The sequence below is a fragment of the Pseudomonas gingeri genome (assembly GCF_013385425.1).
Lineage (GTDB): Bacteria > Pseudomonadota > Gammaproteobacteria > Pseudomonadales > Pseudomonadaceae > Aquipseudomonas > Aquipseudomonas gingeri_D.
In genome coordinates this window covers 25,385-42,007 of record NZ_JACAQA010000005.1, presented here as the reverse complement: position 1 = coordinate 42,007, position 16,623 = coordinate 25,385, and the positions used below count along the sequence as shown (strand labels likewise).

Genomic DNA, 16,623 nt, shown 5'->3' with positions numbered 1-16,623 from the left:
CTTTTTCGTATTCGATAAAACAGATCCGGACACCACTTTCGAACCGCCTTGCGCGATTACGGCTTTCACCGCTGGGAAGCGCTCAATCTCATCCGGTCAGTCGCTTCGATGGACCAATCATATTCGAGCATGACAGTGTCGTCAATTGCAGCCACGGTCAGGCGCAGCCTGCGATGAGACGCGGAAAAACGCCCCAGCTCATTTCCGCCCGGCAGCAAAGGCTTCCAGACTGAACCCCGCCGCCAGGGTTTCCTTGGCACTCTTGCGCAATTTCTTGATCAGCCGCTCCTGGCGCAGGGCCTCGCCCTTGTCGCGGCAGGCCTCCACATACACCAGCGCGACCGCCGGGCTGGAATAGAAGAAGCGCGCGCCCTTGCCACTTTGATGGGAGGCAAAACGCCGCTGCGGGTCATCGCTGATCCCGCAATACAGCGAGCCATTGGCGGCCCGCACCAGATAGACAAACCAGGGTTTGACCGCAGGCTCGGTCTCGGCACTGAGCGTTTCGCTGATGTTCACGTGACAAAGGGCTTGATCGCTATTGAGGCCGCGATCTTAGCAGAACCTAGCGGCTCGCCTGGAAGGCCTTCAAGCCTTTCAGGGCCTGGGCACGCACGGCGTTCCTGACCAGCGGCGTCCAACCCAGCAACAAGCCCTTGGTCCCCAATGCCTGACGCGACCAGCGCCACAGGTCGAAGTGGTCATGGTGCTCGCAGATCTTGCCGTCGCGGAACACAAAGCGCGCATGGATATCGTTGACCACGGTATTGCCGGTCTGGCTGAACAGGTAGGTCGCGACCCAATGCGCGCCGCCGCTGCGCTCGTCGGCACGGACATTGTCGAAGGTCAGGGAGAAGTCCTTGGCCCGGCTGGCCAGCATGCGCCACATATCGCCGGCATCACGGCCACGCAACTCACCGAACGCCGGATCACTGAACACCACATCCTCGGTGTAGCAGGCACTCATGGCCTCGGCATCCAGCCGTTGGAAGGCTTTATAGAACTCAGTAATCAACGCGCTGTGGGCATCACTCATGAACGGGCTCCGTGCAGGTAAAAGGATCGCCTGCACGATAGTCTGCAAATGCCCGGCTGACTATCGGCATTCGCGATCCGAATACCGGGAGTGTGGGGTGATTCAGAGTTTTTTGCAGGTGACCTGGACATAACGCGCCCGACCGGCACCGAGCCCGAAGACGATGGCGCCCAGGCCGATCACGCCGAAGATCCAGCCCAGTGCCTCCCAGCCCCCGGTGAGGTCATGCACCAACCCCACCGCGAACGGCCCCATGGACGCCAGGGTGTAACCGATGCCCTGGGCCATGCCCGAGAGGTTCGCCGCCACATGGGCATCGCGCGAGCGCAATACAATCAGGGTCAGCGCCAGGCTGAAGGTCCCGCCCTGCCCCAAACCGAGCAGGATCGCCCAGCCCCAGAGCCCTTCGAGCGGCGCATACAGGCAACCGAACAGACCGCCCAACGTCAGCACCATGACCACGACAATCGCCAGCCGCTGATCCTTGCCCCGCGTCGCCAGCCAGGGCGTCGCCAATGAACTGATCAGTTGGATCAGAATCGAGCCGGACAGCACGATCCCCGCCTGGGTGGCGCTCAGGCCACGTCCGATCAGTACCGAAGGCAACCAGCCGAAGACGATATAGGCCAGGGACGATTGCAACCCCATATACAGGGTGACCTGCCAGGCCAGCGGATCGCGCAGTAAACCGCGCACACGGTAGGCCACGTGATGGGCACCGTGTTTCTGCCCCACCTGCGGCAACCAGAAAATCGCCGCGACCAATGCGGGCACGACCCAGAACCCCAGGCCGATCGACCAGCTTTCGGCAAAGTACTGGCTCAGCGGCACCGTGGCCCCCGCCGCCAACGCTGCGCCCAGGCACAGGGCCATGGTGTAGACACCGGTCATGGTCCCGGCCTGCTTCGCGAAGTCGCGTTTGACGATACCGGGCAACAGCACACCGATCACCCCGATGCTCGCACCGGCCAGCACACTGCCGGCAAACAGACCGAACTCGCCCAGGGAACTGCGCAGGATGATCCCGCCGGCCAGGGTCAGCAAAATTCCCAGCACCACCCGCTCGCTGCCGAAACGCCGGGCCAGCAACGGTGCCAGAGGTGCAGCCAAACCGAGGCAAAGCACCGGCAAGGTGGTCAACAGACCGGCCTTGGCCGCCGACAAGCCCAGGCTGCGGGAGACATCGCCGAGCAACGGCGCCATGCTCGACAACGCCGGGCGCAGATTCAGGGCCACCAGCACCAGGCCCAGCAGCAACAGCCAGGGCCGGCACAGCACGGGTTGTTGTTGCTGAACCAGATCGTCATCGGCTTCGGCGTCAATCAGCAGTCGATCAAGCTCTACAGGCCGCGAGTCGGCACCGGGTTCTACAGGAGCACGGGACAGGGGGCTCTCGTTTTCAAGGTTCATTGATCAAGCTCCGGCACAAGGCCTTGGCGCGCTCGGGGTCCTGTTGCTCCACCGCTTCGAGCATGGCCACATGCAGGTCGAACACCGATTGGCGACGGGGGGAGATATCCAGGGTCTGGCGCAGGGCGCCGGCGATCACGCTGGAAAAGTAGCGATACAACTCGCTGAGCATCGGGTTGTGCGCGGCGTCGATCAGGCGCTGGTGAAACACCAGGTCACAGCTGATGTAGCTGTCGAGATCGCCGTGATAGTGGTCGCCGCAGACATGCAGGGCCTCGCGCAGCCCTTTGAGGTCGTCCTCGGTCCGCCGCAGCGCCGCCAGGCCGACGGCCTCGACCTCAAAGCTGTGCCGGGTCTCGCGGGCCTGGTCGAGGGAACAGCGCGACAACGCCTGCATGGTCGCCAGCGGATCGATGGTCGCCCGCAGGTAGCTGCCGTCGCCCTGGCGGATCTCGATCAATCCGGAAAACGCCAGTACCCGCAGGGCTTCACGCATGGTGTTGCGGCTGATGCCCAGCTCCGCGGCCAATTCCGGTTCAGTGGGCAACCGCTCACCCACGGCCCAGGTGCCACGGCTAATGCGTTCGCGCAATTGCTCCAGGGCCTGGTCGACCAGGGAGCGCTTGATAAGAGGAATGCTTTGAGACATGGAAACTCGCCCTAACATCCAGTCATAGGATGAATTAGCCAAAAGGTTACTCCAAACCTGACTGCGAGTTCAAGAACCAACGTTTCCTACAGGAGATGGAGAATCCACCGCCTATCTAAAAATTACCCTTTAAGGGTAATTTTAAGCTCTACTACATCAAAGGTGTCTTATGGAAAAGAAAACACCTCATTACGATCTGGCGGCGATCAAGACGGACGTGACAAGACTTGGCGCCACAGCATTTACGCTAAGTGCCAGGGATGGCGGCAGAAAAATGGGGTTCACCCTCGCCGATATGCTGCAAATCATTAAATCGTTGGAAAGAAGGATGCTTTATAAATCAATGACCACCTACGCCGATCACAGAATCTGGCAGGACGTTTACCACTATCCGCTCCCAGGCAAATTGATTTATATAAAAGTGAGCTACCGCCCTGCTGGCGGACCTCCGGTGATCTCCTTCAAGGAGAGTGAGTCATGAAACGACAGGACTGCGTCAGCTGTGGCATGCACAACGCCATGCATTGGTTTGAAGATCGGAACTTCGAGGTCGACTTCAAAGCGTTGAAAAAATCGGTTCCCCGGCTGTCCGGCTGGCAGTGCGAGGCCTGCTCGGAGATCGAGCTTGATCCTGAAAGCGCCCAGCGTTATTCAGACGCAAGCGACGAGCTTGTCTATCAGTCGAGGCGAGAAGTCGCCAACGAGATGAAGCGAATCCGCCGCAAACTTCACTTCACTCAACGCGCGGCAGTGGAGCTGCTATCAGGTGGTGGGCACAATGCGTTCTCACGCTATGAAAGGGCAGAAATCGATCCACCAAAGCCTCTATTCGTACTGATGCATCTCCTGGACCGACACCCTGAACTGGTCGAAGACATCAAGAGCATCAGCGAAGGCAAGGCGCCTTGGCATCCACCCAGCCCCAGAGAAGGGAAACATTCACTCACCTGATCAACAAAACCCAGGCAAAAAAAAACCCGGACCAGGTCCGGGTTTTTCATTCAACGTCAGCCGATCAATGCAGGATCTGGCTCAGGAACAGCTTGGTCCGATCGTTCTGCGGGTTGTCGAAGAAGTCGTTCGGCGCAGCCTGTTCGACGATTTCGCCCTTGTCCATGAAGATCACGCGGTTCGCCACGGTACGGGCGAAGCCCATTTCGTGGGTAACGCAGAGCATGGTCATGCCGTCTTCGGCCAGGCCGATCATGGTGTCCAGAACCTCTTTCACCATTTCCGGGTCGAGTGCCGAAGTCGGTTCGTCGAACAGCATGATTTTCGGCTTCATGCACAAGGCACGGGCAATCGCCACACGCTGCTGCTGACCACCGGACAACTGGCCCGGGAACTTGTGGGCCTGCTCCGGGATACGCACGCGCTCCAGGTAATGCATGGCGATTTCTTCCGCCTGGCGCTTGGGCATCTTGCGCACCCACATCGGTGCCAGGGTGCAGTTCTGCAGGATGGTCAGGTGCGGGAACAGGTTGAAGTGCTGGAACACCATGCCGACTTCACGACGGATCGCTTCGATCTGCTTGAGGTCGTTGGTCAGTTCCACGCCATCGACCACGATGCGACCCTGCTGGTGCTCTTCCAGACGGTTGAGGCAGCGGATGGTGGTCGACTTGCCCGAGCCCGACGGGCCGCAGAGGACGATACGCTCGCCCTGCTTGACGTTCAGGTTGATGTCTTTCAACACGTGGAACTGGCCGTACCACTTGTTCACGCCCTGCATCTGAATAATGCCTTCAGGACCCACAGGCTGTTTGATCGCTTCACTCATGACAAAACTCCTAACGCTTGTGGCCTGTGTCCAGCTTGCGTTCCAAATGCATGGAATAGCGGGACATACCAAAACAGAAAATCCAGAACACCAGGGCGGCGAACACGTAGCCTTCGGTGGCCATGCCCAGCCATTTCGGGTCGGCAGCGGCTTGCTTGACGCTGTTGAGCAGGTCGAACAGGCCGATGATGATCACCAGGCTGGTGTCCTTGAACAGCGCAATCAAGGTGTTGACGATCCCCGGGATCACCAGCTTCAAGGCTTGCGGCAGAATCACCAGGCCCATCGCGCGCCAGTAACCCAGGCCCATGGCGGCAGCGGCTTCGTACTGGCCCTTGGGAATGGCTTGCAGGCCACCGCGAACCACTTCGGCGACATAGGCCGACTGGAACAGGATCACGCCGATCAGCGCCCGCAGCAGTTTGTCGAAGTTCATGCCTTCAGGCAGGAACAGCGGCAGCATCACCGAGGACATGAACAGTACGGTGATCAACGGCACGCCACGCCAGAACTCGATGAAGGTCACGCAGACCACCTTCACCGCCGGCATGTTCGAACGCCGTCCCAACGCCAGCATGATCCCCAGCGGCAAGGCCCCGGCGATACCGACGGTGGCGATGACCAGGGTCAGCATCAGGCCGCCCCACTCGGTGGTGGCAACGCTGGGCAGGCCCAGGTAACCGCCGCGCAGCAGGGTGAAGGCGATGATCGGGTACAGCACCAGGAAACTCAGGCCGTAGATCGCCTTGCGCGGGAAGCGCGGGATGAACAACGGCGCCACGCCGATGATCGCCAGCAACACGGTCAGGTCCACGCGCCAGCGCATCACGGGCGGGTAGTAGCCATACATGAACTGGCCGAAACGCTGCTCGATAAACACCCAGCAGGCGCCGCTCTTGGTGCAGTCGGCGCGGGTGGTGCCGACCCAGTTGGCGTCCAGGATGGCCCAGTGCAGCAGCGGCGGGATGATCAGGTAGATCAGGTAGAAGGCGAACAGGGTCAGCAGCGTGTTGAGCCAGCTGGAGAACATGTTTGCCCGCATCCACGCCACCACGCCGATACTGTTGCTCGGCGGTGGCATGTCGGGTTTGAAAGTATGCGAACTCATGGGCGTTTCCTCACCGCTCGATCAGCGCAATGCGCTTGTTGTACCAGTTCATCAGCAGGGAAATGCTGATACTGATCGCCAGGTACACGCTCATGGTGATGGCAATGACTTCGATGGCCTGCCCGGTCTGGTTCAGCACCGTACCGGCAAACAGCGAAACCATTTCCGGGTAACCGATACCGGCGGCCAGGGACGAGTTCTTCGCCAGGTTCAGGTATTGGCTGGTCAGCGGTGGAATGATCACGCGCAGGGCTTGCGGGATGATCACCTTGCGCAGGGTCGGACCGTTACGCAGGCCCAGGGAGCGCGCCGCCTCGGTCTGGCCGTGGCTGACCGACTTGATGCCCGAGCGTACGATCTCGGCGATAAACGCCGCGGTGTACACCGTCAGGGCCAGGGTCAAGGCCAGCAACTCCGGGATCAATACCCAACCGCCGACAAAGTTGAACCCTTGCAGCTGGGGCATCTCCCAATGCACGGGGGCACCGAAGACCAGGGCACACAATGCCGGGATCACCAGGAACAAGGCCAGGCCGGCCCAGAACTTGTGGAACGGCACGCCGGTTTCTTCGAAGCGCTTGGTCGCCCAGCGGCTCATCAGCACGATGGCCACGATGGCCAACACGACGCTGATCACGAACGGCCAGAACCCCGCGGAAGCAATAGCCGCTGGCATATTCAGGCCACGGCTGCTGACGAAGAACATATCCCCGAAGTTATGGCTGTTGCGCGGTCCCGGCATGGTCAGGAATACCGCGAAGTACCAGAACAGGATCTGCAGCAACGGCGGGATGTTACGGAACACCTCGATATAGACGGTGGCCAGCTTGTTGATCACCCAGTTCGACGACAGTCGCGAGACGCCGATGATGAACCCCAGCAGGGTCGCCAGGATAACGCCGATCACGGTCACCAGCAGGGTGTTGAGCAGGCCGATGACAAACACCCGGGCATAGCTGTCCGATTCGGTGTAGTCGATCAGGTGCTGAGCGATGCCGAAACCGGCACTGCGCTCAAGAAAGCCGAACCCCGAGGTAATGCCTCGGTGTTGCAGGTTGGTCTGGGTATTGTGAAACAGGTACCAGCCCAACGAGACCACCGCGACAATCGTGATGATCTGAAATAGCCACGCACGCACTTTGGGGTCGCTGAGACTGAGTCTCTGCTTGGGTGCGCCGATTTTATTTTGCATGAAGTGCCCCAGGAAAAACGGAACAAGAACATCGCCCGGCAGTTGGCCTGCCGGGCGATAGGTCAATCAGCGCACAGGTGGTGCGTATTGAATGCCGCCCTTGGTCCACAGAGCGTTCAGGCCACGGTCGATTTCCAGAGGAGTGCTCTTGCCGAGGTTTTTCTCGAAGATCTCGCCGTAGTTACCGACCTGGGAAACGATCTTGACGACCCAATCCTTCGGCAGCTTCAGGTCCTTGCCGTATTCGCCGTCGCCACCCAGCAGACGAGCAACGTCCGGGTTCTTGGTCGACTTGGCTTCTTCCAGGACGTTTTTCGAAGTGATACCGGCTTCTTCGGTGTTGAGCAGCGCATAGCCGACCCAACGCACGATGGCCAGCCACTCGTCGTCGCCGTTACGTACCACTGGGCCCAGAGGCTCCTTGGAGATGGTTTCCGGCAGTACCACGTAGTCCTTCGGCGAAGCCAGCTTGCTGCGCTGGGCGAACAGCTGGGATTTGTCCGAGGTCAGTACGTCGCAACGACCGGATTCCAGCGACTTGGCGCTTTCGTCGGAGGTGTCGAAGGTGATCGGGGTGTACTTCAGGCCATTGGCGCGGAAGTAGTCGGACACGTTCAGCTCGGTGGTGGTACCGGCCTGGATGCAGATGGTCGCGCCATCCAGTTCCTTGGCACTTTTCACGCCCAGTTTGGTGTTGGCCAGGAAGCCGACGCCATCGTAGTAGGTGATGAAGCCCGGGAATTTCAGGCCCATGCCGGCGTCGCGGGAGCTGGTCATGGTGGTGTTACGCGACAGGATGTCGATTTCGCCGGATTGCAGCGCGGTGAAGCGCTCCTTGGCGTTCAACTGGCTGAACTTGACCTTGGTCGCGTCGCCGAAAACGGCAGCGGCCACGGCACGACAGACGTCAGCGTCGATACCGACGATCTTGCCGGAAGCATCAGGCACCGAGAAGCCCGGCAAGCCGTCACTCACGCCACATTGAACAAAACCCTTCTTCTGTACGGCATCCAGGGTAGCGCCCGCTTGCGCGAAACCGCTGACGCCCAGTACGACGGCTGCAGTCACGACTGCCAGGGTGGATTTCAACATCTTCATTCAAACCTCCAGTTGCTCTTGTTGTGTCGGAGCTAGAGTCTAGCCGCACCCTTATGAGGCGTTGTTAACCCGTGCTGGCTTTTTTTTGGGTCAAGCGGCTAAAGACTTGAGCTATGAGTTTAGTAGGAGAAAGTCTCCCGTCTGTAAAACTCACCGCCCACCAAATTGGCCGAACGGGCCTCAGCCCTTTCCAGATTCGCTAAAGCCCTGCCGGCCCTCGGCGAACGTGAATCTGAACCCGCCGAGACGGATTCATTTGCTATCCCACGGCCAGCGGTAGACTGATAGTGTTACCGCCAGGGGTGAATGCATTCACTCGGTTCTCCCATAGCAAAGCCCGTACCATAGTGGCGGCTAAAGCGATTCAGCCACAGGTCAATAGAAAAACGTTCAACAACGCGACATTTTATTAACAAATCCACTCTTTACGCACCATCACCGCGCACACATCTGGAGCGCACGCACACTAATGGAGCACACATGACTGAGCCGCTGATCATTCACCCCGCCAAGACCGCAGACGCCTGTGTTATCTGGCTTCACGGCCTGGGGGCCGACCGTTACGACTTCCTGCCGGTGGCCGAGACGCTGCAGGAGAGCCTGACGAGCACGCGCTTCGTCCTGCCCCAGGCGCCGACCCGCGCCGTGACCATCAATGGCGGCTACGCCATGCCCAGCTGGTATGACATCAAGGCCATGAGCCCGGCGCGTTCGATCAGTTTTGAAGAGCTTGAAGAATCCGCAGCGACCGTCATCGAATTGCTGGAAGCCCAGCGGGCTGCGGGTATCGACCCTTCGCGGATCTTCCTCGCGGGCTTTTCCCAGGGTGGAGCCGTGGTGCTGCACACCGCCTACCTGAGGTGGCAAGGCGCCCTCGGCGGCGTGCTGGCGCTCTCGACCTACGCCCCGACCTTCAGCGATTCCCTGCAGCTTTCCGCCAGCCAACAGCGAATTCCGGCCCTCTGCCTGCATGGCCACTATGACGAGGTGGTCCAGAACGCCATGGGTCGAACCGCCTATGAGCACCTGAAACGCCTTGATGTCACCGTGACATGGCAGGAATACCCAATGGGCCACGAAGTGTTACCCGAGGAAATCCGGGACATCGGTACCTGGCTGGCCGCTCGTTTGCGCTGATATCGGTAACGCACTACGCCGCGCCCGATTCTTGCATTACACTGGCCGGCGTACATTCCTTAACCAAATTAACGAGATGACCGTGCTCAAAGCACTCAAAAAAATATTCGGTAAAAGCGAGGCTGAGCAGCTCGCACCAGGCTCCAGCGCCCCTACTTCCAGCTCCGATAGCCGCCACCACGGCCAACCTGCGGAGCGCGCCGAGCCTGTCGCCAAACCGAAAGCCCCGGCCGCCATCCCGGAACAGCCCGCTGCGGCGGTTGAGGCGCCACGCGTCGAACAGCCGAAAGCCGAGCAACCGCGCCGTGAACGAGCGCCGAAGCCTCCCGTCAAACCCTGGAAACTCGAGGACTTCGTCGTCGAGCCCCAGGAAGGCAAGACCCGCTTCCACGATTTCAAGCTGGCACCCGAGTTGATGCACGCCATCCAGGACCTCGGTTTCCCTTATTGCACGCCGATCCAGGCGCAGGTCCTGGGCTTTACCCTGGCCGGCAAGGACGCCATCGGTCGCGCCCAGACCGGTACCGGCAAGACCGCCGCGTTCCTGATCTCGATCATCACCCAGCTGTTGCAGACCCCACCGCCGAAAGAACGCTACATGGGTGAGCCGCGGGCGCTGATCATCGCGCCGACCCGCGAGCTGGTGGTGCAGATCGCCAAGGACGCCGCCGACCTGACCAAATACACCGGCCTCAACGTCATGCAGTTCGTCGGTGGCATGGACTTCGACAAACAGCTCAAGCTGCTCGAAGCCCGTCACTGCGACATCCTGGTCGCCACCCCTGGCCGCCTGCTGGACTTCAACCAGCGCGGCGAAGTGCACCTGGACATGGTCGAAGTCATGGTCCTGGACGAAGCCGACCGCATGCTCGACATGGGCTTTATCCCCCAGGTCCGGCAGATCATCCGCCAGACCCCGCCGAAGAACGAACGCCAGACCCTGCTGTTCTCGGCCACCTTCACCGAAGACGTGATGAACCTGGCCAAGCAATGGACCACCGACCCGTCCATTGTCGAGATCGAAGCGCTGAGCCCGGCCAACGCCAACGTCGAACAGCACGTCTATGCCGTGGCCGGTGCCGACAAGTACAAGCTGCTCTACAACCTGGTCACCGACAATGGTTGGGAGCGGGTGATGGTCTTCGCCAACCGCAAGGACGAAGTGCGGCGGATCGAGGAACGCCTGGTACGCGACGGCGTCAATGCCGCGCAATTGTCCGGCGACGTGCCGCAGCACAAGCGCATCAAGACCCTGGAAGGTTTCCGCGAAGGCAAGATCCGCGTGCTGGTGGCCACCGACGTGGCCGGGCGCGGGATTCATATCGACGGCATCAGCCACGTGATCAACTTCACCCTGCCGGAAGTGCCGGACGACTACGTCCACCGCATCGGCCGGACCGGACGAGCGGGCGCCGACGGCGTGTCCATCAGCTTCGCCGGTGAAGACGACTCCTACCAGTTGCCGGCGATCGAGGCCTTGCTGGGGCACAAGATCAGCTGTGAAATGCCACCCACCGAGCTGTTGCGGCCAGTGGTGCGCCAGCGTCCGGCCTGATCGCCCAGGCCGAAAGGCACGCTGCACGACAAAACGTCGCCCGATACCCGGCGGCGTTTTTTTTCGTCCGGAGATTGCCGAATTAAACTAAAAGTCCATAATGGACAAATTAGTTTATAAAAATCATTCGGGAGCACCCCATGTCCGGCCACACCCCCTACGTGATCGACAGCCAGCAGGCCCATCGACTCCTGCAGCAGATCGACGTGCCGCAGATCCTGCGCAAACTGTTTCGCGACCTGGCGGCCGGGCAGGCGGTGCAACCGGCGCAGCAGCTGGTGGAGTTCCCACAGGGTGCCGGCGACTTTATCAACTACCTCGGTGTGCTGGCCGACGACCAGGTCTATGGCGTCAAGACCTCGCCCTATATCGTCCGCGAGCAAGGTCCGCTGGTGACCGCCTGGACCCTGCTGATGTCCATGCAGACCGGCCAGCCGCTGCTGCTCTGCGATGCCGGCGAACTGACCACCGCGCGCACTGCGGCGACCACCGCCGTGGCCGTGGACACCCTGGCTCCGCTGGACGCCAAACGCCTGGCCATCGTCGGCAGCGGTCCGGTGGCCCAGGCCCATCTGCACTACGCCAAGGGGCTGCGCGATTGGCAGGACATCAGCCTCTACTCGCCTAATGTGAATGCCGACAAGCGCGCACGCCTGAACGACATCGAGCCCCGTCTGCGGATCGTCGAACACCTGGAGCAAGCCCTGGACGACGCCGACGTCATCCTGCTCTGCACCTCCTCGGCGACCCCGGTGATCGACCCGAGCCAACTGCGCAAACCGGCGCTGATCACCTCCATCAGTACCAATGCCGTGCGCGCCCACGAGGTGCCGCCGCAGGCCCTGAGCGACATGCAGGTCTACTGCGACTATCGCAAGACCACACCGGGTTCGGCTGGAGAAATGTTGATTGCCGCCAGCCAGCACGGCTGGGACGCCGGGCAGATCCATGGCGACCTGGCCGAATTGCTGAGCGAGCAGACACCCCGGCCGACGTACGAACGCCATGTGTTCTTCCGCTCCATCGGCCTGGGCCTGGAAGACATCGCCCTGGCCAATGCGCTTTATCATCTGCATCACAAGGCAAGCTGAACACCAGCTCCCACAGGTTACGCATACAGCCTTTAGACCCCAGCAGGAGGCCTTGAATGAACCAGGCAGACTTCATCATCATCGGCGGCGGCATTGCCGGCGCCTCCACCGGTTTCTGGCTGGCCCGGCATGGCCGGGTGATCGTGCTCGAACGGGAATCGCACCCGGGCTATCACTCCACCGGACGTTCCGCCGCCCTCTACACAGCTGCCTACGGCACACCCCAGGTGCGCGCCCTGACCCTCGCCAGCCGGGCTTTCTTCGACGCCCCGCCGCCCGGCTTCGCCGAACACCCGTTGCTCACCCCACGGGGCGAAATGACCGTGGACTTCAGCGGCGACCCGGACGAACTGCAACAGCAATACCTCAGCGCCAAGGCCAGCGTGCCCGAGATGCAGCTGCTCAGCGCCGACGAGGCCTGTGCCCGCCTGCCGATCCTGCGCCGGGAAAAAGTCCACGGGGCGATCTACGACCCCAGCGCCAGCGACATCGACACCGACGCCCTGCACCAGGGCTATCTGCGTGGTATCCGCCGCCAGCAGGGGGAGATTCACACCGACTGTGAAGTCCTTGGCCTTGAGCGCGATGCCGACGGTCTGTGGCAGGTCCGGACCGCCGGGCAAACCTTCAGCGCCAAGGTGCTGATCAACGCCGCCGGCGCCTGGGCCGACCAGATCGGTGAACTGGCCGGTGCCCGCCCCCTGGGCTTGCAGCCCAAGCGCCGCGCGGCCTTTATCTTCGCGCCGCCCGAAGGCCTGGACAACCACGACTGGCCGATGCTGGTCAGCCTCGACGAGTCCTTCTATATGAAGCCGGATGCCGGCATGTTCCTCGGCTCGCCGGCCAACGCCGACCCGGTCGAGCCCCACGACGTGCAGCCCGAAGAACTGGATATCGCCACGGGCATCTACCAGATCGAGGAAGCCACCACCCTGACCATCCGCCGCCCGACCCGCACCTGGGCCGGCCTGCGCAGTTTTGTCAGCGACGGCAACCTGGTTTCCGGTTTCGATCCCCTGGTCCCCGGCCTGTTCTGGGTCGCGGCCCAGGGCGGCTACGGCATCCAGACTTCACCAGCGATGGGCCAGGCCAGCGCGGCGCTGGTGCGTGGCGAAGCCTTGCCCGAGCAGCTCGCGCAGTTCGGACTCGACGCCGCGATGCTTTCCCCTGCCCGTCTCGGATGACGACTGGCGCTGATTGCGGCACACTCGTTAGTACGCCCGTACCCGGGGCGCTACCCTTTCGCCGCTCGGTGATCAGGCCAACCTCCTGCGAGGCGACCGGATCACCGCACCAGCTGTTTTCCTTCGGCTCCCCCCCAAGGATGCTGAAGTTGCCTGGAGAATCACCATGACAGCCAAACAGGCTCCCGCCCTGGATAACTTCCGGGCGATCGCCGATGCCATCGCCACGTTATTCTTCCCCCATGCCGAAGTGGTGCTGCACGACTTGCACACGCAACGGATCGACTACATCGCCAACAACATCTCCAAACGCGAGATCGGCGATGACGCGGCGCTGGAAGACATGCTTGAGGAAGGCATCAACGAGCGCAATATCGGTCCTTACGAGAAACTCAACTGGGACGGCCAGAAGATTCGCAGCGTCAGCACCCTACTGCACGACGCCCAGGGTACGCCGTTGGCGGTGCTGTGCATCAACCTGAATATTTCCCTGTTCGAAAGCGCCAGGGCGGCGCTGGATCTGTTCCTCTCACCGAACAAACTGATCCCGCAGCCCGATGCGCTGTTTCGCGATGACTGGCAGGAGCGGATCAATACCTTCCTGCACAGCTGGCTGCGTCAGCGGCAGTTGGGACTGAACCTGCTGACCCGCGACCACAAGCGCGAACTGGTGCTGGCGTTGCACGCCGAGGGCGCGTTCAAGGGCAAGAGCGCGGCCAACTATGTGGCCAATGTGCTGAATATGGGGCGGGCGACGGTGTACAAACACCTGAAGGCGTTGAAGGCGGAGGTTTGAGGGTTCCCCATCGTCAATGTGATGTGAATAGCCGATATGGATGCCAACACCGAACCTTTTAGGAGCAGGGCTTGCCCGCGAAGTTTTTGGCGGCCTCAAGGGCCCCTTCGCGGGCAAGCCGGGACGCCGGACCGCCTGCTCCTACAGGACCGTATTCAGCCTTAAGTAACGGATATTGAAATTACGCCACGGTGCTACCCATCAGTCGCCGTAGATATCCGTCTTGAAGTACTTGCCCTCGATCTTCTGGTACTCGCCACTGGTGCGCAGCCCGTCGATGGCCTTGTTCAGTTTGCCTACCAGCTCGGTGTTACCTTTGCGCACCGCGATCCCGGCACCCTCGCCCACATACTTCGGATCTTTCAGCTCCGGCCCGACAAAGGCGTAACCGGCGCCGCGCGGCATCGAGAGGAAATCGTCCAGCGGAATGGTGTCGGCAAAGATCGCGTCCAGACGCCCGGACGCCAGGTCCATGTAGATTTCTTCGTTGTTGCTGTAGCGCATCACCTTGATGCCCAACGGCTCGAAGACTTCCGTGGCGTAACGGTCGGTGGTGGTGGAACGCTGCACACCGACGGTCTTGCCCTTCAGGCTGGCGTACTTGTCATCCACCACCGCGCCCTTCTTCATCACCAGGCGCGAGGACGTGAAATAGTACTTGTGGGTGAAATCCACCGACTTCTTGCGCTCATCGGTGATGGTCATGGACGACAGCGCCGCGTCGATCTTCTTGACCTTCAAGGCCGGGATCAGGCCGTCGAACTCGCCTTCGATCCACTCGCACTTGACCTTCATCTGCGCGCACAGGGCATTGCCGATGTCGTAGTCGAAACCGACGATGGTGCCTTCGGCGGTCTTCGAAGCAAAGGGCGGGTAGGCCGCCTCGATACCGATACGCAAGGTCGGCTCGGCGGCAAACGCCGTGCTGCTGGCCAGCAGGCCCAATGCCAGGCCGCCGATCAGGGTGAACTTCTTCATGCTGGAACTCCCGCTCTTTATTTGAGGTGTTGTGGCAAGACAGTAGAAGGAAGACGATAACGCTATTTTGTACTTATAAATCCATCGTGGACTTATTAGTACAAATCGTCAACGAACAAATGCGTGCACTCTGTCAGAAAGCCATGCACGGATGAATGTTTGAGGGTGCCCGAATGGGCGGCGTAAGGTTCGAGGGCCTCTTCGCGGGCAAGCCCTGCTCCTACAAAGTGAGGTCGTTCACCGGCTTTGTGTACGACACCGCACTGTAGGAGCAGGGCTTGCCCGCGAAGAGGCCGGTTCAAACAATGCAAGACTCGGGAGCACCACATTGGCCTGCGCCGATCTCATAGACGCAAACCACTACTTCCAGCGCTCTGCCGCTGCCTGGTCGCTGACGCGCCCCTCGACCCAGCGCGGGCCGTCGGCGGTGTTTTCCTTTTTCCAGAATGGCGCCTGGGTTTTCAGGTAGTCCATGACGAAATTGCAGGCATCGAACGCGGCCTGACGATGGGCACTGGTGACCCCGACAAACACGATCGGCTCACCCGGCTCCAGGGCGCCGACCCGGTGCAGCACTTCCAGCCCGAGCAATGGCCAGCGCTCACGGGCTTGCGTGACGATCTTGCCCAGGGCCTTTTCGGTCATCCCCGGATAATGCTCGAGGAACATCCCCGCCACTTCACGCCCGTCGTTGAAATCGCGCACGTAGCCGACAAAACTCACCACCGCGCCGATCCCCAGGTTGGCGGCATGCAGGGCATTGACCTCAGCCCCCGGATCGAACGCCTGCGCCTGCACACGAATCGCCATTTCAGCCTCCGGTAACCGTGGGAAAAAACGCCACTTCGTCGCCATCGGCCAACGGCTCGGCGAGGGAGCACAGGTCCTCGTTGCGCGCGCACATCAGGTTCTGTTCGCCAAGGACCTGTGTGTCCTCTCGTAACAGCAGGAACCGGCGGACATCATCGACGCAGGTGAAGTCCCCCTCCACCGCCAACTCATCCATCCCGAGCACTTCACGATAACGGGCAAAGAACTTCACCACGATCTTCATGGCGCATCCGCCAGGTAGTGCCCGCTCTTGCCGCCGAGCTTTTCCAGCAGGCAGACGTTTTCGATAATCATGCCGCGGTCCACCGCCTTGCACATGTCATAGATCGTCAGCGCCGCGACACTGGCCGCCGTCAGCGCTTCCATCTCCACGCCGGTCTGCCCGGACAGCTTGCAGCGCGCGACGATGCGCACGGCATCCTCGCCGTCGGCACTCAGCTCGACCTTGACGCTGGTGAGCATCAGCGGATGACAGAGGGGAATCAGCTCGGAGGTTTTCTTCGCCGCCTGGATACCGGCGATCCGCGCCACGGCGAACACATCGCCCTTGGGGTGGCCGCCGCTGACGATCATTTGCAGGGTCTCGGGCAACATGCGCACACGGGCCTGGGCCACCGCCTCGCGGAAGGTCACGGCCTTGTCGGTGACGTCGACCATATTGGCGCGACCTTGGGAATCGAGATGAGTCAGCACAGCGATACTCCTGATCAGGAGCGTCGATTGTAAACCTGCGGGTCAGCTTTGCGCGACAGGGCTAATAAAAAGGGCGGCCGCTTGG

At 61.1% G+C, this 16,623-nt stretch carries 19 protein-coding genes; 7 read left to right on the top strand and 12 right to left on the bottom strand.

Annotated elements, in window-relative coordinates:
* Window positions 1–198 precede the first annotated feature (198 nt).
* The 4 genes from HX830_RS07905 to HX830_RS07890 all read right to left on the bottom strand — a co-directional run bounded on the left by HX830_RS07905 (window position 199) and on the right by HX830_RS07890 (window position 3,095).
* The gene (locus HX830_RS07905; RefSeq protein ID WP_371317482.1) at window positions 199–519 is read right to left on the bottom strand and encodes a GIY-YIG nuclease family protein; all 321 of its coding nucleotides are present in this window, start codon (window positions 517–519) and stop codon (window positions 199–201) included.
* A gap of 46 nt (window positions 520–565) precedes the next feature.
* Window positions 566–1,036 carry a nuclear transport factor 2 family protein gene (locus HX830_RS07900; protein WP_152740158.1) on the bottom strand — a complete coding sequence of 157 codons (471 nt, stop codon included), beginning with the start codon at window positions 1,034–1,036 and terminating at the stop codon, window positions 566–568.
* 102 nt (window positions 1,037–1,138) lie between these two features.
* On the bottom strand, window positions 1,139–2,446 hold the full coding sequence (locus tag HX830_RS07895; protein ID WP_177099672.1) for a CynX/NimT family MFS transporter: 1,308 nt from the start codon (window positions 2,444–2,446) through the stop codon (window positions 1,139–1,141).
* Window positions 2,436–3,095 (bottom strand): FadR/GntR family transcriptional regulator, encoded by a 660-nt coding sequence (locus HX830_RS07890; protein WP_152740156.1) that lies wholly within the window; start codon window positions 3,093–3,095, stop codon window positions 2,436–2,438. Before HX830_RS07890 ends, HX830_RS07895 begins: the two co-directional genes overlap by 11 nt.
* A gap of 169 nt (window positions 3,096–3,264) precedes the next feature.
* On the opposite strand from HX830_RS07890, the gene HX830_RS07885 reads away from it, so the two are divergent.
* Both HX830_RS07885 and HX830_RS07880 read left to right on the top strand, forming a co-directional pair.
* Window positions 3,265–3,576: a type II toxin-antitoxin system MqsR family toxin gene (locus HX830_RS07885; RefSeq protein WP_121136935.1), complete on the top strand. Its 312-nt coding sequence runs from the start codon at window positions 3,265–3,267 to the stop codon at window positions 3,574–3,576.
* On the top strand, window positions 3,573–4,046 hold the full coding sequence (locus HX830_RS07880; RefSeq protein WP_152740155.1) for a type II toxin-antitoxin system MqsA family antitoxin: 474 nt from the start codon (window positions 3,573–3,575) through the stop codon (window positions 4,044–4,046). The genes HX830_RS07885 and HX830_RS07880 overlap by 4 nt, the downstream gene beginning before the upstream one ends.
* Window positions 4,047–4,110: 64 nt before the next feature.
* Here HX830_RS07880 and HX830_RS07875 read toward each other — a convergent pair whose 3' ends face one another.
* The 4 genes from HX830_RS07875 to HX830_RS07860 all read right to left on the bottom strand — a co-directional run bounded on the left by HX830_RS07875 (window position 4,111) and on the right by HX830_RS07860 (window position 8,273).
* Window positions 4,111–4,875: an amino acid ABC transporter ATP-binding protein gene (locus HX830_RS07875; protein ID WP_103499298.1), complete on the bottom strand. Its 765-nt coding sequence runs from the start codon at window positions 4,873–4,875 to the stop codon at window positions 4,111–4,113.
* A gap of 10 nt (window positions 4,876–4,885) precedes the next feature.
* Window positions 4,886–5,983, bottom strand: coding sequence for an amino acid ABC transporter permease (locus HX830_RS07870; RefSeq protein WP_103499297.1), 1,098 nt, complete (start codon window positions 5,981–5,983; stop codon window positions 4,886–4,888).
* Window positions 5,984–5,993: 10 nt separating this feature from the next.
* Window positions 5,994–7,175, bottom strand: coding sequence for an amino acid ABC transporter permease (locus HX830_RS07865; protein ID WP_177099670.1), 1,182 nt, complete (start codon window positions 7,173–7,175; stop codon window positions 5,994–5,996).
* A gap of 66 nt (window positions 7,176–7,241) precedes the next feature.
* Entirely contained in the window at window positions 7,242–8,273 is a 1,032-nt protein-coding gene (locus HX830_RS07860; protein WP_177099668.1) for an amino acid ABC transporter substrate-binding protein, read from the bottom strand.
* 480 nt (window positions 8,274–8,753) lie between these two features.
* On the opposite strand from HX830_RS07860, the gene HX830_RS07855 reads away from it, so the two are divergent.
* The 5 genes from HX830_RS07855 to HX830_RS07835 all read left to right on the top strand — a co-directional run bounded on the left by HX830_RS07855 (window position 8,754) and on the right by HX830_RS07835 (window position 14,036).
* The gene (locus tag HX830_RS07855; RefSeq protein WP_152740153.1) at window positions 8,754–9,410 is read left to right on the top strand and encodes an alpha/beta hydrolase; all 657 of its coding nucleotides are present in this window, start codon (window positions 8,754–8,756) and stop codon (window positions 9,408–9,410) included.
* A 76-nt stretch (window positions 9,411–9,486) separates the two neighbouring features.
* A complete protein-coding gene (gene rhlB / locus HX830_RS07850; RefSeq protein ID WP_177099666.1) occupies window positions 9,487–10,965 on the top strand; it encodes an ATP-dependent RNA helicase RhlB in 1,479 nt (492 codons plus the stop codon).
* Window positions 10,966–11,105: 140 nt separating this feature from the next.
* Window positions 11,106–12,056, top strand: coding sequence for an ornithine cyclodeaminase family protein (locus HX830_RS07845; RefSeq protein ID WP_177099664.1), 951 nt, complete (start codon window positions 11,106–11,108; stop codon window positions 12,054–12,056).
* A gap of 56 nt (window positions 12,057–12,112) precedes the next feature.
* Entirely contained in the window at window positions 12,113–13,240 is a 1,128-nt protein-coding gene (locus tag HX830_RS07840) for an NAD(P)/FAD-dependent oxidoreductase (RefSeq protein WP_177099662.1), read from the top strand.
* Window positions 13,241–13,406: 166 nt separating this feature from the next.
* A complete protein-coding gene (locus HX830_RS07835) occupies window positions 13,407–14,036 on the top strand; it encodes a helix-turn-helix transcriptional regulator (protein WP_177099660.1) in 630 nt (209 codons plus the stop codon).
* 201 nt (window positions 14,037–14,237) lie between these two features.
* Here the strand turns inward: HX830_RS07835 and HX830_RS07830 are convergent, their stop codons facing one another.
* The 4 genes from HX830_RS07830 to moaC form a co-directional block, all read right to left on the bottom strand.
* A complete protein-coding gene (locus tag HX830_RS07830) occupies window positions 14,238–15,014 on the bottom strand; it encodes an ABC transporter substrate-binding protein (RefSeq protein ID WP_177099658.1) in 777 nt (258 codons plus the stop codon).
* Window positions 15,015–15,374: 360 nt separating this feature from the next.
* On the bottom strand, window positions 15,375–15,824 hold the full coding sequence (gene moaE, locus HX830_RS07825) for a molybdopterin synthase catalytic subunit MoaE (RefSeq protein ID WP_177099656.1): 450 nt from the start codon (window positions 15,822–15,824) through the stop codon (window positions 15,375–15,377).
* Window position 15,825: 1 nt separating this feature from the next.
* Window positions 15,826–16,068 carry a MoaD/ThiS family protein gene (locus tag HX830_RS07820; protein WP_177099654.1) on the bottom strand — a complete coding sequence of 81 codons (243 nt, stop codon included), beginning with the start codon at window positions 16,066–16,068 and terminating at the stop codon, window positions 15,826–15,828.
* The gene (gene moaC, locus HX830_RS07815) at window positions 16,065–16,538 is read right to left on the bottom strand and encodes a cyclic pyranopterin monophosphate synthase MoaC (RefSeq protein WP_100941813.1); all 474 of its coding nucleotides are present in this window, start codon (window positions 16,536–16,538) and stop codon (window positions 16,065–16,067) included. The genes HX830_RS07820 and moaC overlap by 4 nt, the downstream gene beginning before the upstream one ends.
* Window positions 16,539–16,623: the final 85 nt, after the last annotated feature.